Annotated in this window: 22 protein-coding genes and 2 pseudogenes; 7 read left to right on the forward strand and 17 right to left on the reverse strand. The window is 30.5% G+C overall.

The features are described 5' to 3' along the window. Positions 1-167: 167 nt before the first annotated feature. The 3 genes and pseudogenes from IC219_RS16635 to IC219_RS16645 form a co-directional block, all read right to left on the reverse strand. Positions 168-520, reverse strand: a pseudogene (locus IC219_RS16635) (RNHCP domain-containing protein). Positions 521-1150: 630 nt separating this feature from the next. Beyond that, positions 1151-1291 carry a TetR family transcriptional regulator gene (locus IC219_RS16640; protein WP_227435620.1) on the reverse strand — a complete coding sequence of 47 codons (141 nt, stop codon included), beginning with the start codon at positions 1289-1291 and terminating at the stop codon, positions 1151-1153. 209 nt (positions 1292-1500) lie between these two features. Next, entirely contained in the window at positions 1501-1746 is a 246-nt protein-coding gene (locus IC219_RS16645; RefSeq protein ID WP_227831759.1) for a DUF4368 domain-containing protein, read from the reverse strand. A gap of 87 nt (positions 1747-1833) precedes the next feature. Here IC219_RS16645 and IC219_RS16650 point away from each other — a divergent pair, with 87 nt between their 5' ends. From IC219_RS16650 to IC219_RS16660, 3 genes are all read left to right on the forward strand, one after another. Further along, positions 1834-2334, forward strand: coding sequence for a DUF6076 domain-containing protein (locus IC219_RS16650; RefSeq protein WP_227435834.1), 501 nt, complete (start codon positions 1834-1836; stop codon positions 2332-2334). Positions 2335-2448: 114 nt separating this feature from the next. Next, positions 2449-2973: a GNAT family N-acetyltransferase gene (locus tag IC219_RS16655; RefSeq protein ID WP_227831760.1), complete on the forward strand. Its 525-nt coding sequence runs from the start codon at positions 2449-2451 to the stop codon at positions 2971-2973. Continuing rightward, complete coding sequence (locus IC219_RS16660; RefSeq protein ID WP_227831761.1) at positions 2966-3880, forward strand: hypothetical protein; 915 nt, start codon at positions 2966-2968, stop codon at positions 3878-3880. The genes IC219_RS16655 and IC219_RS16660 overlap by 8 nt, the downstream gene beginning before the upstream one ends. 118 nt (positions 3881-3998) lie before the next feature. Here IC219_RS16660 and IC219_RS16665 read toward each other — a convergent pair whose 3' ends face one another. The 5 genes from IC219_RS16665 to IC219_RS16685 all read right to left on the reverse strand — a co-directional run bounded on the left by IC219_RS16665 (position 3999) and on the right by IC219_RS16685 (position 6640). Further along, complete coding sequence (locus tag IC219_RS16665; protein WP_227481810.1) at positions 3999-4205, reverse strand: TnpV protein; 207 nt, start codon at positions 4203-4205, stop codon at positions 3999-4001. 523 nt (positions 4206-4728) lie between these two features. After that, positions 4729-5112: a BlaI/MecI/CopY family transcriptional regulator gene (locus tag IC219_RS16670; protein ID WP_227824530.1), complete on the reverse strand. Its 384-nt coding sequence runs from the start codon at positions 5110-5112 to the stop codon at positions 4729-4731. Positions 5113-5215: 103 nt separating this feature from the next. After that, a complete protein-coding gene (locus tag IC219_RS16675) occupies positions 5216-5593 on the reverse strand; it encodes a BlaI/MecI/CopY family transcriptional regulator (protein ID WP_227824531.1) in 378 nt (125 codons plus the stop codon). Positions 5594-6128: 535 nt separating this feature from the next. Then, positions 6129-6278, reverse strand: coding sequence for a hypothetical protein (locus IC219_RS16680; protein ID WP_193600867.1), 150 nt, complete (start codon positions 6276-6278; stop codon positions 6129-6131). 140 nt (positions 6279-6418) lie between these two features. Continuing rightward, positions 6419-6640 (reverse strand): helix-turn-helix domain-containing protein, encoded by a 222-nt coding sequence (locus tag IC219_RS16685; protein ID WP_227824532.1) that lies wholly within the window; start codon positions 6638-6640, stop codon positions 6419-6421. Positions 6641-6797: 157 nt separating this feature from the next. Between IC219_RS16685 and IC219_RS16690 the strand changes: the two genes are divergently transcribed. From IC219_RS16690 to IC219_RS16705, 4 genes are all read left to right on the forward strand, one after another. After that, positions 6798-7220, forward strand: a complete 423-nt coding sequence (locus IC219_RS16690) for a hypothetical protein (RefSeq protein ID WP_227824533.1) — start codon at positions 6798-6800, stop codon at positions 7218-7220. Positions 7221-7232: 12 nt separating this feature from the next. Further along, positions 7233-7433 carry a hypothetical protein gene (locus IC219_RS16695; protein ID WP_227824534.1) on the forward strand — a complete coding sequence of 67 codons (201 nt, stop codon included), beginning with the start codon at positions 7233-7235 and terminating at the stop codon, positions 7431-7433. Between the two features lie 414 nt (positions 7434-7847). Continuing rightward, positions 7848-8816: a CPBP family intramembrane glutamic endopeptidase gene (locus tag IC219_RS16700; protein ID WP_227824535.1), complete on the forward strand. Its 969-nt coding sequence runs from the start codon at positions 7848-7850 to the stop codon at positions 8814-8816. 28 nt (positions 8817-8844) lie between these two features. Beyond that, positions 8845-9162: a hypothetical protein gene (locus tag IC219_RS16705; RefSeq protein WP_227835527.1), complete on the forward strand. Its 318-nt coding sequence runs from the start codon at positions 8845-8847 to the stop codon at positions 9160-9162. A gap of 73 nt (positions 9163-9235) precedes the next feature. On the opposite strand, the gene IC219_RS16710 is transcribed toward IC219_RS16705, so the two are convergent. The 9 genes and pseudogenes from IC219_RS16710 to IC219_RS16750 form a co-directional block, all read right to left on the reverse strand. After that, positions 9236-9523 carry a hypothetical protein gene (locus tag IC219_RS16710; protein ID WP_227824537.1) on the reverse strand — a complete coding sequence of 96 codons (288 nt, stop codon included), beginning with the start codon at positions 9521-9523 and terminating at the stop codon, positions 9236-9238. Between the two features lie 107 nt (positions 9524-9630). Further along, the gene (locus IC219_RS16715) at positions 9631-10446 is read right to left on the reverse strand and encodes an N-acetylmuramoyl-L-alanine amidase (RefSeq protein ID WP_227853430.1); all 816 of its coding nucleotides are present in this window, start codon (positions 10444-10446) and stop codon (positions 9631-9633) included. Beyond that, positions 10443-10703 (reverse strand): phage holin family protein, encoded by a 261-nt coding sequence (locus IC219_RS16720; RefSeq protein WP_227853431.1) that lies wholly within the window; start codon positions 10701-10703, stop codon positions 10443-10445. The genes IC219_RS16715 and IC219_RS16720 overlap by 4 nt, the downstream gene beginning before the upstream one ends. Before the next feature lie 15 nt (positions 10704-10718). Continuing rightward, positions 10719-10949, reverse strand: coding sequence for a hemolysin XhlA family protein (locus tag IC219_RS16725; protein ID WP_021384792.1), 231 nt, complete (start codon positions 10947-10949; stop codon positions 10719-10721). Positions 10950-11055: 106 nt separating this feature from the next. Beyond that, a pseudogene (locus tag IC219_RS16730) lies at positions 11056-11235 on the reverse strand (hypothetical protein); the annotation flags it as partial. 13 nt (positions 11236-11248) lie between these two features. Further along, positions 11249-12931, reverse strand: a complete 1683-nt coding sequence (locus tag IC219_RS16735) for a glycine rich domain-containing protein (protein ID WP_227853432.1) — start codon at positions 12929-12931, stop codon at positions 11249-11251. Positions 12932-13063: 132 nt separating this feature from the next. Beyond that, positions 13064-13246, reverse strand: a complete 183-nt coding sequence (locus IC219_RS16740) for a hypothetical protein (RefSeq protein WP_227853433.1) — start codon at positions 13244-13246, stop codon at positions 13064-13066. Continuing rightward, the gene (locus tag IC219_RS16745; protein WP_227853434.1) at positions 13246-13536 is read right to left on the reverse strand and encodes a hypothetical protein; all 291 of its coding nucleotides are present in this window, start codon (positions 13534-13536) and stop codon (positions 13246-13248) included. The genes IC219_RS16740 and IC219_RS16745 overlap by 1 nt, the downstream gene beginning before the upstream one ends. A 14-nt stretch (positions 13537-13550) precedes the next feature. Next, positions 13551-14219 carry a hypothetical protein gene (locus tag IC219_RS16750; RefSeq protein ID WP_227853435.1) on the reverse strand — a complete coding sequence of 223 codons (669 nt, stop codon included), beginning with the start codon at positions 14217-14219 and terminating at the stop codon, positions 13551-13553. Positions 14220-14229: the final 10 nt, after the last annotated feature.

Here is a 14229-nt window from a genome sequence, read left to right on the forward strand (position 1 = left end):
CTAAAGGAACATAAAAAGTACACAGACACAGAGCCGATATACTGCTATCGCCAACAAGTTTATCGGCTCTGTATCTGTTCATCTGACTATCTGATAACTAGAACTTCAATAAATAAGCAGCCTTTCAATCCATCAACAAATGAATAAATATGGCAAAACAACTGCACTCAGGTTTGAAATATCTTATTTATTTTTAGAATATTTTTTAATGATTTTATTTGTTTTTGTAATGTTTTTGAATTTCTTTTCCTTCTCTGCCAAATAGTTGCCCATTCACCATTTTTTCTCACCCATACTCCAATGTGTTCCATATTACCATCACAATCTGTGGCACAGTTACTAGGAATAATATCCACATGAAACTGTGTAGGCAATGAGTACAGTGATTTCTATGTTGTATCCCAGAGCCTTCTGAAACTACAAAGCAAGCACACTTCGTGCAAATAAAATTATCTAGACAGGTGTTATCCTGATAATAAGTTCGCTTTCTATTTGGATAATTCCTTTTTGAATCCTCCATATCTTGTGTTTACTACAAAAAAATTCCACAGGTATTTATATCTAACTTTTTATGTGATATACATATTTACCTACACAAAAATAGAAAACTCCTGTAGACTGGAAAATTTAATCTTTTCTATTTCAACATAATTATATTCAAAATAACTCTATGTAAAATTAATAAAGGTATAGCAAATTAAAGCCCACTACACCACAATTTAACAAAGTAATATGTAATAATATTATTATTTGTTGTCATATGTTAGTTATCTATAAATGCTGAGCAAGACACTCATTCACTAATATTATTACTGATACTTTACTATAAAATATTTTTATATTCAAGTGTAGTTTAACATACTCATATATTTAGGTTTGTCTCATTTCTTTATTCTATAGCATTTAGGAGTCTTTTCAAATCTAATATTCACTTAATATTAATTTTTTATAATAAGTATTTTTTATATTTTTCCTTATGGCAATACATAAAGATAATTCTATAAATTTGTTATTTCATAACATTGTTCCAAAAATATAATACAAGTACTACTTATTTGATTCAATCCATTTTCTTCTATTGGAAAATGCCCTGCACCTTCAAGCATCGTAATCTTTTTATTACCTGTTAATCGGTCAAAAAACAGTTTACTTAATGATACATATTTCCAATAGACGTATGAGCTTTTTTCGCTATAGTTCTCATAGAAGAATTTTCATAACCTTTTTTTAAAAATTCGTTTGTTGCAACTTCTGCAATTTTCTTTTCTATTTCTTCTTTTTTTATTTGCATCTTTAGTAATCCTCCTAGAAATATCATACTTGCAGATAATAATAATTACAATGTATGTTCATTATTAAAAAACAGAATTTTAATTTTGTTCATTATTGAATTATGAAATAGAAAAAAAGGCTCCCTAATGGCTCTGCCCGATAAGGATGTTTTCCATCCTTGAGATTGGCCGTAGGATACACAGCGAGTATCCTACACTTTTCTCTGTTCTAAACTCTGCCGACAAAGTTGAAATAGACCTCAACCTGCTGGGTGTAATTTTTCTTCTTCCGTGGCTCGCTGCGCTCATAAACAATGATTTTTTCGATAAACTCTCGCACGAGTTCGGACGTCAGCTCCCGAATATCAGTGTACTTTTCCACGATTTTAAGAAAGCGGTCGGCGTTGAGCAGCTTATCCTGCTCGGCGTCGATTTCTGCCTTTGCGGACGATTTATGGCATTTACCGCATTGCATCAAGACTATATGCTTTATTACCTACTGACCGGCACGGCGATTGCGCCTACCAAAAACGGCAAAGCTGATTTTGAAGCCATAGACAAAATGGAGCTTGCAGACAAAAAAGAACAGCTTGCCGCAATCGACAAGCTGAACCCCAAGGGCGCAAATATTGTGAGCTTCACCATTCTACAAAGCCTCAATGAATTTCTGTATTTTGAATTTACAGAATTACTCAAGCAGGGTTTGCGTGTGCGAAAGTGCCGCAACTGCGGCCGATATTTCGTTCTCAAATCCAAGCACGAAACCTTTTACTGTGACCGAACGGCAGAAAACGGACTCACATGTAAGGCAATCGGCAACAAAGCGGAGTATCTGAAAAAGCTGGCGGAGGATGCACCGCTGCTCGATTATGAGCGGATTTACAAGGCGCATTACGCTAAGATGATGCGGGATGAAGCCAAAGAAATGCCCGCCGACGATAAGATTGGTGCGGCACGAAAAGCGTTCACTTTTTGGGCGGAAACGGCGAAAGAAGCAAGGCGGCAGTATGTGGCGGGGGGAATTTCAGAAACGGAATTTGCTAAAAGGCTTGAATTGCAATGACTTTTGTATTTCTTTTAGACGATATTTTTGGTATACTGAATTAGAAAGATACCCTCCTGCGATTTGGTGGTAGCGGCGGGATGGGTTCAATTTATATTAGACGAGGTCAAACTTATGAACATTCAAACGAAACGGTTAGTACTTTTGCCTGTTGAAAAAAAGCATAAACACGACATTTTCGCTAACTTCTCAAATGAGGTAACAACATACATGTTTCCTTGTCCTGCGAATAAAATAAGCGAAACTGAAAGTGTTATTGAAAATTTCACGAAACAACGCATTGATGGCACTGATTTTGTGTATGTGATTACACTTTCGGATACGAGTGAGTTTTTAGGAACATGCGGTTTGCACAAATTAAAAGGTGAAATTCCTGAACTTGGCATCTGGACAAAAATATCAGCTCATGGTAATTATTATGGCAGAGAAGCTATTGGTGGACTGATCGAGTATGCCGAAAATATGGGTATTAAAAAGCTGCTCTATCCTGTTGACAAACGAAATATTGCAAGCAAAAAAATACCGCTCTATTTTGGGGGTGTGCTATCCAGCGAGAAAGAAGTAATAACACCGGATGGACGCAAATTATACCTTGAAGAATATATGATTGATACGAAATGTGGTGAAAAAAGTGAATGAGATAACAAACCGAATATTAAATAAGATTGGTAATCCAGAATTAACGGAGAAAATGGCTTCGTTGTCACAATCTGACCTGAATACATTGCTGCTTGAGATAATGAAGCAAAAAAATATATCTCCTCCAAATATGCTGAAAAGCTATGCGCTAAACCGTTTTTGCGTTCCGAGCGGTTGCGATGCCATAGATTATCACAAGTATGAAATTATGCTATTAGAGCTTGCAAAAAGTGTTGGTATTAAAAGCGTTATGCTTTCTCCCGTTGCACCGTTTGGTAACTGCTCTACATTTGGCTGTGTGGATCAAAACAATATAGTCAGTGCACTTCGTGGAACAGAAGTACTTGCTGACCCAACAAATATGCTCGCAACCATAATTGCGGATAAAATAAAAAATAAAGCACTTGATAATTCTACTGCCGCGCACTTTTGCACAACTGCAAGAACGACGAGAACTCAACCTCTTTTAAGCAAAAATCATTTTGCTCACTTCGGGATATTTTGCATTGTATCGACAGCTAAAGACACTGGCTCTTATTTGAGTGAGAAAGAAATACTTTTAAAGCAGCTTGAGTATTATAAGCTACTGTTACTCGAAAAGTATCATGCAAAAATGTCGGTCACTCTTAGAAAGCGTGGTGGCTATACCGATACCGATGGATTTTTTCAGAGAATGTCAGAACTGATACAAACCGAGCTACCTGATACACCGTTTGATTTTGATTTAGACCATGAGGATAATAATTATTACAAAGGAATCAATTTTAAGATTTATATGGAAAAAGACGGTGAAACCCTTGAAATTGGTGACGGTGGGTTTGTTGATTGGACGCAACAGATGTTATGCAATAAGCGAGAGAGATTGCTTATTAGCGGCATTGGAATTGAGCGAATGATGATGCTATAATCATATTATGAGCAATTTGCTGTGTGCCACTCTCGTTGGCTGCTTTTCGAGAGTATCGAGATAATCTACACAAACAAGCCGCCACACCAACTTTTTACGGTTAGTGCGGCGGCTGTTTTTAAGTGTAAATCAGTTCTGCAAACACAATTTCATCGGCTATCGTCTGTGCTTGTGTCCGTAGCCGAATGCGCTCCATCGTATCCTCAAGGGCATCGTGAGCCTTCATGGCAATCTCTCTTGCGGCTTTATATCCGCCAAGTCGAATCCTCGTCCGCTCGCCTGGGCAAATATCCCCATTATAAAGCAATTCAATCGTCTGTTGCATTATCTCGCCTCCTTCACCTATTATGGTAAGCGATAAATGCTTGCGCGTCCAGACCGGAATCCCAGACAAAGATTTAACGATTTAAAGTGATTTATCCGGCAATAGTACAGCAAAAAGCCATTGGAACCGTCTGTAAAGATAGTTTCAATGGCTTTTTGGTTTTGTGTGAAATGGATGCTTACAATTTACTTGGAACCGTTTGGCTGTATGCCTTGCTGTTACTTGGTTTGTAAACATCCTTATCACAGAGAGCCTAAAGAGCCTTTCCTGTTTTATTGTTTAAATCTTAATATATACATTACTATTGCTTGATTATCTTAGCTACAGTTTCCACATGTGTAGAGTGTAAAAACTACTATGCTAGACTAACCTACACTAGTTTTTAAAATTTTTAAATAGCTACACTAAAGGAAACTACTCTCCTGCACTACCCTCTACCGAATTTACTATAAAAAAGTATAAGTTTTTAAAACGGTGGCAAAATGGTGGCAAAATACAATTTGCCACCTAAAATAATCTTTATTTATTCTTTCTCTTTTAAATTTTTAAAATGTTCTTCAAGTTCAATTAATTTATCTTCATCTACTTCATCATCTTCACTATGCAATGCTGACATTAAACTTGAAATTGAATTTTTATGTATGTTCTTCAAAAATTCTTTCGTTTCAAACCTTAAATATTTTTTCTCTTTTACTAGTATATTATAATGTGTAAGTTTACCTATTTTCTGTGTACTTAAAAATTCCCTTCGCTCTAATCTTTTTAAAACTGTAAATGTAGTTGATTCATTCCAACCATATTTTTCTTCCATCGTATTAACTAAATCTCTAGAAGTTAATACTTTGTTAGCTTCCCAAATATATCTCATAACTTTTAATTCTGCTTCTGGTAATTTACTAATTTTCATAGTTTACACCCCTTTGCCGATTTATGTATATGTAAATTCTACATCAATAAAGCTTCCCAAACAAGAGAATTTAGCCAAATGTATCCATCCAATTTTTACCATATCATTCTTTTAAGTTTCTGTAATACTCTTCTAATGAGTCTAACTTTTCTTTACTTACAGTTTTATGTGTCGTAGTAAGTGAACGCATTATTTTTCTACTTTTACTAGATTTTAGTACTTTTTTCTTAAAAGCGTAATATTCTTTGTTATCTATTATTATTTTATAATGAGATTGAAATTTTATAATATCTCTAGCCAAATAACCTTTGTCAACTAATCTTTTTAGTAGTGTTTTTATTGTACTTTTATGCCATCCATACATCTGTTTTATATCTTTTACAATTTCTTTTTTAGAAATTTTAGAATCTTTTTTCCATAAATATTCCATTACTATTAGTTCGGCTCTTAATAATCTTTCTATTAACATTTCTTCTTCCATCTTAATGTCGCTCCCTCATTCAGTCTAACTTAAACTAATAATAGAAGCTTTTTAATACAAAAACTACAGGTAAAATTTACCATATGTTCTACTTATTTAGTTTATTTTTATATATAAAAAATATTATTCATATCTATAAACTTATTCAATTTTCAAACATATCTGTTGAATAATAACTAGTTGCATTGTATTGTTTTAATTGTAGAATAATACTAAATTGGTAAAACTAAAGGAATTTAGTGGCATAAATATTTATTAAATAAGACTTGTAAAATGAATTATAAGTTATATTGGTAAGTTATCAAAAACATATACTTTTTTGGTTTTGTGAAAGTTTTTTAGGTGGGCAATAATATCTATATTTAGAGATAAAATAAAATATATTTCTAGTATTCACAGTTTTATTTTTTGTTAAAATGCGATATAATAAAGATGTAAAATCGTATCAAAAAGAGATAAGAGAACTGTAATTCCCTTACCTCTTTAGAAATAAGGAACTATAATCTATTGTCGAGAGTGTAGTTTCCGAAAAAAATTAGTACTTTTTATATTTAATTTTTACTATTAGTTTATTAATAGTTAAATTAAATATAAAGCCACTCTTAGCTTCCGACTTTGAGTGGCTTTTTACTTTGTATATATCAAGTAAAAATTTTGCTATGTAATAAACTGCTACTATTTCCACACTTCCCACCTCCTTTCATTAGAAAGTAGGTTAGAGCATAATGTGGAAACTGCCACTCTTAGATATTTAGTTCCTTACTTATAAATTATAACATAATTTTACAACTATAAAATATCTATTCTCTTAAAGTTGTAATTAATCTATATCCTTTCATTTGTATCTTTAGTAGTAAAATAAAAATCAAATTCACAATCAAGCACGTTTGCAAATTCCCTAATTTCTTTTTCTGAAAAATTGTCTCTTGAAAATTTATTTGAAAGATTTTGTCTTGTTTGTCCTGTTTTTTCTGCTAATTCACCTATAGTCATATTTTTTCTTTTCAGTATTATTTTTATCTTTTCTCCAAATGAAATCGACAACATAACCACCTCGCTTTTCTATATATAATTATACACTATATAGTTTCTTTTATCCATTTTTATTTTACAAAGAAAACTAAATAATTTCATTTTTATATTTACAAACGACACTTTATAGTGTACAATATACTTAACAAAATAATTATTGGGGGTATTTAAGATGATAAAATTTGAAGTAGGCAAAACTTATGCAACAAGAAGTGTATGTGACCATGACTGTGTGTTCACTATAGAGGTTATTAAAAGAACTGATAAAACTATAACTTATAAAGAAGATGGTACTATTAGACGTGCTAAAATTCGTTTTAATTATGATTGTGAATACATAAGGATTGGCAACCATAGTATGGCACCTTGTTTTAATGCTGAAGGCTTAGTTATAGAAGACAAAGAAAATGTATCTACTGCAGAAAAATACTTCGTAATAAGCAGATACTATGATGATGGCAAGACTATTGCTTTTATAGAAATAAATAACACTAGATATAAGACTGAATATGTTAGAAACTTTGACCAGTATGTAGACGAATTTTTTACTTTGGAAGAAGCAGAAAAGCGCTTACAAGAATGCCTTAGTGCTTAAGGAGGGATATAGATGTGTTTTAAGACTTATATACTAAAAAGACTTGTAAATAACAAGCAACTAGAATTAACTCGTAGTTTTGACTTAGATAATCTTATTTGTACTGCAACAGAAATATTAGAAGAAAACGAGATTGATTTGATAATTACAGATGAAAAAAACAAGATTGTTTGGAGAAATGAAAAAAGCACTCCCCAACATGAGAATGCTTAGTTACAGATATAGAAGTGTACTGCGAATACACTTCTATTTTTTTATTATATCATATATTCTAGGTTGTTAAAAAGACCTATTTAAATCGTTTCTAAGATATGTTGAGTAAGGTTATTGATAGTTTATACATTTAATGTATTTCAAAAAAATAAGCACTCTTTTTATAGGAGTGCTTTGGTGTATGTTAATGTATATATCTAATACAATTATAACAGGTCTTATGTTTTAGTATGATAATTTTCGTTCGTTTTATTGTTACAGGTTATGCTATAGTTTTATGTATCCTGTTAATATTTGTAATATTTTAGATACTCTTTATACTTACATTGCTGCTATACTTTTATTAAGAAAATTAATACAATATGAATTTGTTATTATAGAAAAGAAAGTAATATGTTAAAGGAGGTTTTTGTATTGAAATTACAAGAAAAATGGATTGATTTATTAAATCCAAGATATATTGAAAATGAAGAAAAAAGAAAGAAAACTCAGATTATAATATTTTTTTCTATAACTTTTGGCTTAACCTATTTATTAGGTTTACTATTATATTTCAATAAATTTATTGACCCAGAAAATTTTGCATCATTCATGATGATATTACCTTTATCTTCTGTTGCTATCGCAAAATTTTATACAGAAGGAAAAACTAATGATAGGTATAAGTTTTATTCATTGATAATATTATTTTTCCTTTTGTACTTTTTATTATTTATTATTGCCTCATTAAAGTTAATAACAAATAATGAATTCTCAATAATAAATATTGTATTAACCTTTATAAGTAGTTTATGTGTTATTATTTATTCTTCTAAACCAACAGATTTGTATCTTCTAAGAAATCTAAGAATAGGTGCTTTATTAATTGTCTACTTTATATTTTCTCAAATTATCCTTGGATTAATAATAAGCAAAAATAATCTTAATTATAATGGTATTTTATTTTATCTTAATCTTACTATAATATCACTAATATATATTTATCCTTTTTTATCTGAAGAATACGGCTGGAGATGTTTTTTACAAAGTATTTTCTTTGGTAAATTTGGCAAAAAAATAGGTGTTATAATTGTAGGTGTTTGCTGGAGTTTATGGCATTTACCTTTACAATTTACATTCTATAGTCCAGATGCTCCAATAATGGGAAGTGTAATTCATTTAATATATGGAATCGGACTTTCTATATTTTTAGGTTATGTTTATTTGAAAACTAAAAATATATGGTTTTGTTCTATAATTCATGCTTTAATTGATAATTTAGATGTTATTTGTAATAGTTCTGAAATGACATTTAGCTACTATGTTATTTTAGAGAGGCTTATATTTGTATCATTATTTTATCTTCCTTTCCTCTTTGCAAAAGAATATAAACAACATACATAAAAATTATTTTGTAAAGGGGGTATCTACTATGAATTTTTGGAATGGACTATTTTTACTTTTTGGAATAATATTTATAATAGGGAATGTAATAAAAGGCTTAACTAAACATAAATTTAACTATTTTAGGAAAAAATATTTTGACAAATTAGAATTAAAATATGGAAAAATAGATAGAGAAAAAACTATTAAACTAGAGATGTTTTATCAATATTTAATAGGCTTGGAATACATAATAATGGGTTTATTAATAAAAAGATTAGATACTGCAATAACATCATTAATATTAGTATCCATTATAACAATAGTATCCCATTGTTTAATTAGAAAGAAATATATAACTATATAAACTATTTATAATAAAACGCTGATATAATCAATAAAGAAGGTAACAACTATCTCCAGTCGCTACCTTCTAATCATCAATTCTTAAGTTTTGATATACTAAAATTTTTAACTTGAGACTTGAATAACTGCTCAATCTCACCGACTACACTCTGTATCTTATTTTCATATCTTGAATCATAATATATATTTATCTCTCCTATACTATTTATGCTTATAGAATAGTCTTTTCTTTCTATTATACATATGCTTCCACAATCTGATAAATCATTCTTGTATATTGATTTTAATTGTCTTTTTATCTTGAGAAAGTCTATTGCTGGATAAATATTATTTGGATAAAAACTTTTATCATTTATTAACATCTTATCCACCCCTTATCGTTTTATTTATAAAACTTTATACCTTATTAATAATTATATTAAACATATTTTTCCATATATTCATAATTATTTCATATAAAGTATCAACTCTATAATTTTTCTTTTACAAACTCCCTAGCTCTATCCATAGTTGACCACACATCATCAGAATAAATCTCTGTAAATTTTTCTCCTGTAGTCTTACTCAACTCTTTCATCTTATTGCAAGTTATTCCACCAATTACATATAGATTTTGTGTTTGGTGTGGCTTATAGTCTTTTATATCTGTAACTAAATAACTTTCTTTTAATCTCTTGTAATATAATCCTAAGATGTCTGCTGATACTTTATCATCACCACTGTACACTACTGTATGTTTGTACATCTGTTTCTCCTCTGTATTATCTATTTTCTTATTTAATATACCCTCAGCTATTAGCTTTGCAACTGTATTTTTATTTTTAATATAGTAATCTGTATCTGCTTTACTGTCTACAAAGCATACTTCTATTAATATTGCTGGTGCTTTTGTATGATTAAGCCAATACAACCCCCTTACATCTGATTTTGCACCTCTATTTTTAAATACTGTTGCTAACTTCGCATTAACTCTTTCAGCATACACTTTGCCATTACTAGTTTTGTATATTGTTTCTGTACCCATTGGATTTAGAGTTGTGTTATTTGCATTGAAATGGATTTGCACTGCCAAGTCTATGTCTTGTTTATTTGCTATTTGACATTGTTCAGATAGATAATTATTCGATTTATCTATCTTGCCAGTATATACAGTTGCTCCACCTTGTTTTAACCATTTAACAATTAAATTAGTTAGTATTCTGTTTTCTTTTCCTTCATCTATATAGCCAACTGCTCCTGTTCCTTTACCTGTTAGAGTATGCCCTGGTACTATTGCTATTTTCATTGTTTATTTTCCTCCTTTAACTGTTTGTAAGTTTGATTTATACCTATTGATATACCCCAACAAATTACACCTTGTAAGATTGAGGTTGGATTTAATCCTAACATCCATACTGAAAAACCTATCCCAAGTGCTAATAAAACTACTGGAATATATTTATTATCTAGTTGTTTATATTTCTTACATCCTGCTCCTATAACATAAAGAGCAGCAACTAAAATTAGCAACTGCTCGGGTATGAAACTTATTAAATTATTCATATCTTATCCTCCTAATTAAAATATTCCTCTTTGGATAGCAAATATAAAGAATCCTACAAGGGTTGTAATCATTGTTCCAATCAACCACTTTAACATACTTGTAAGTGAGTTTAAATTCTCACATAGTGCTTTTAATTCTGCTTTAGACTCTATGTTCGCTACTTTTAATTCATCTATTTCATCATTATGTTTATTTATTGTTACCTCATGTCGTTTCAAATTGTCTTTGAAAAGTTCTTCATTCATGAAAACCTCCTAATTAATTGAAATAAAAAAAGGACTTAGATTTAATTAAGCCCTTAAAAATTTTTATAGTTCCTTATTCTGTTAGTATATATTTTAAAACTGCTTATTTTGTAACTGCATTTATAGACTCTATATACTGTTTACTATAGTCTATACTTCCACATTCGATATCTAAAAAGTTTAATTCAGTTATTTTTGACCACTCTTATATATCTCCTGTTGCTTCTCCAGTTTGAAGCCATATATTGCCTGTTTGGTCGTAAATTATTCTATTATTTCTGTTCATATTATCACCTCTTTTATATTTGTAATGCTGTCCATTTTATTACATTTCCTTCTAAATTATATTGTTGCTCAATTACTGTTTGATAAATACAAATTGGTATTTTAAAATATCCAAATTCCCTTTTTGTTACTCTTTTAAACTCATCTGTTCTTATATTTGAGTTTATTAAACTATAAAACTCTAAAAAATAGTATTGACTATAACCAGGACTTTCTATAAACGAGCAGATTGTATATTGATTTGAGCCATCATAACTTTTATATTCTAATATAATTAAATCTGGTGTAAATTCTAGGTTATTAATCTCTATAAAGTAAGCTTTATCTTGTGTTTTGCTATGACTATATATGTTAAATCCTGCATCAGAGGCATATGAGCTTAATCTAGTTGTCATAGAAAAAATTCCTTTTGCTATTTTTAGATTAGAAATTTGAGTATTTAACTGACTTATAGTGTTATTAGCTTGTGTTAATTTATTTGTTAAATCCTGCACACTAGCATCTGAACTATCAAAAGAATCTTTTACTTTCTCTGACAATTCTACTAAAGAATTGTTCAAACTTGATTCAATGTTCTTTAATGCTAATACATTTATAATAGAAGTTTTTCCATTGATTAAACCATCTTTCATTTCGCTAACTTTTGTTGCTATGTCTTGTAGACTGGCATCATCACCTAATGGCATTATATTCTTACTTATACTTACAACTTTTTCTGCTGTAGCATTGGCATTGTCTGTAACAACTATTTTAAGTGTATGGAGTGCATTATCTTCTAATGTATAGTTAATTGTCTTCTCTGATGCTAAATTTGTTGTGATAGTTTCTTTTAATATATCATCTAAAAACACTTCTATTTTAGTTAATAATGCTGGGTCTGTGTGGTCTGCTTTGAATATTGCTTGTGTAGAATTATAAGATGATACTGTTAAGAGTGGTAATGCTTGTAGTAATGTTATTTTAGCATAACCATCAGCATCTATAGTGCTTCCGCCAGTAGTCATGGCAATATCACTTAAATAATATTCAGAAGTTGGTGTATAGCCCTTAGGTTTATAACTATTTTTAGTTAATACATAACCACTTCCGCCTCCTCCTCCACATGTTAAAGAGTTGCCAGCACCGCCAAACCAACCACCACCACCACCGTAATTGCAAGAATATAAATAATCAGCAGTATAAGTTCCACCTCTACCAAAATAAGAGTTACAATAAAAATTAAAACCTCTACAACCATCGTATTGACCCGCACCAGGCGAAAAATAAGAAAGAGTACTCGTAGCATTACCAGCGATTTCACCGCCACCAAGCCCACCTTCTCCGTCTCTAAGAGTAGAAGCACCACCGCCACCTGCAACAATTATACGTGACAATAAGCCTTGTTCGTTATCCCACGCACCAGCAGTAAGCCTTATATCAGTACCACCACCACCAGTAACTTGTTTACCAAGCCCACCACCATTAAATATAGACGTTAAAGTATAATCAGGCATACCAGCTTGACCAACATAGATAAACAAAGTAGTTAATTTTTTTAACGTAAGTACACCAGTAGAATAACCACCTCTAGCTCCTCCTCCTGAAATTACCCCTTTTTTACCACCACTAGCCCCCCAACATTCTAATTTATACTTGCCGGGTTTTAATGTAACACGTTGTTCACTTCCTGTATAATTAAATTCATAAACTGTAGCCATTTAATCCACCTCTTTCTAAATTTATGGTTTTATTGTACCTAATTTTAAAACCATAAACGTCTGCAAAGTGTAGATGAAGTGTGGGCAAAATGTAAATGAATTTATATATTTTTAGAAATAAAAAAGAACCTTCTATAATGTTGGTTCTTCTCCTTCTACTACTCCACTTTCTTTGATTATATAATCTTCTACTGCTTTTCTATAATCTGTGTTAGTTACATCATCTAACTCAAATTCTCGATTTTTCAACGGATTTAATCCTTTATTTAGAATCCTCTCTGCTAATATTCTTACTACAACACTATTTACATTCATTATAATAATCCTCCTACTTTTTCATTTTCATTTAATAAAATTTGATTTTCTAATTCTTGTATTCTCTTTTGTTCTTCTGTTAATTCTCTTTTTAATTCTTTTAAGATTGGTACCTTATTAACTACATCTATCTTTTCTATATAACAATTATCAGCTATTGATTTAAAAGGAATATCAATATAATCTAGTTTTGTTATAATTTTTCTTGGTATAATATCTCCTTCCATTTCTCCAAAGATGGCAATTATTTCTCCGTCTTGGTCAAAAACTATTCTTTTCCCTATTTCCATTTTCATTCTCCTTTTTATTTGTATCCTAGCGCAAACCAACTAACTATAATGCTTGAGTCATAATCCTCTGTAGGTATTGGCAATCTAAACCCATTACTAAAATGTCCAACTGAAGACCCATTATCAATATCCATTTCTCGATTTTTTACATGGTAAATAGAATATCTAGTGCTAGGAATTGATTGGCTATCTGTACAAAAAATTAGGTTAGGTTTTAATTCCATGCTAGAATCGAAAGAAACTATCGTGTATTCGTTGCGTGAATTTCCAGTTTGTGCAAAAACTATATTAGGTTTAAAAGTTAAAGAATTTACAGTAAAAGCACCCCATTTCCAATACTTTTCTCCTTCATAATTGTCTACATATGCATAACTTAAACGAATTGTGCTATTTTCACTTTTTGCTGTTTTTATTATATTTTTTATGCTTGACACTTTATCTATTAAACTTTGCATACTTTCAGTTTTATTTGCAGAAACATTTTTATTTGTCAAATTAGCTGCAAAAGTATTTTTTAAAGTTTCTATTTTTGTTTTAGTTATGTTTAACTTATCTGTCCCAGTAAAAGGGCTTCCTAATGTACTTGCCACATTATTTTTTCCTATCTGTAAGTCATTTTTTATACTTTCAAATGCTATCATAAGTTCCCCTAAACTAGCATTATCAGTTAATTTTTCTGTCATATTTTCACCT

It is taken from the genome of Clostridioides sp. ES-W-0018-02 (assembly GCF_020658175.1).
GTDB lineage: Bacteria > Bacillota > Clostridia > Peptostreptococcales > Peptostreptococcaceae > Clostridioides.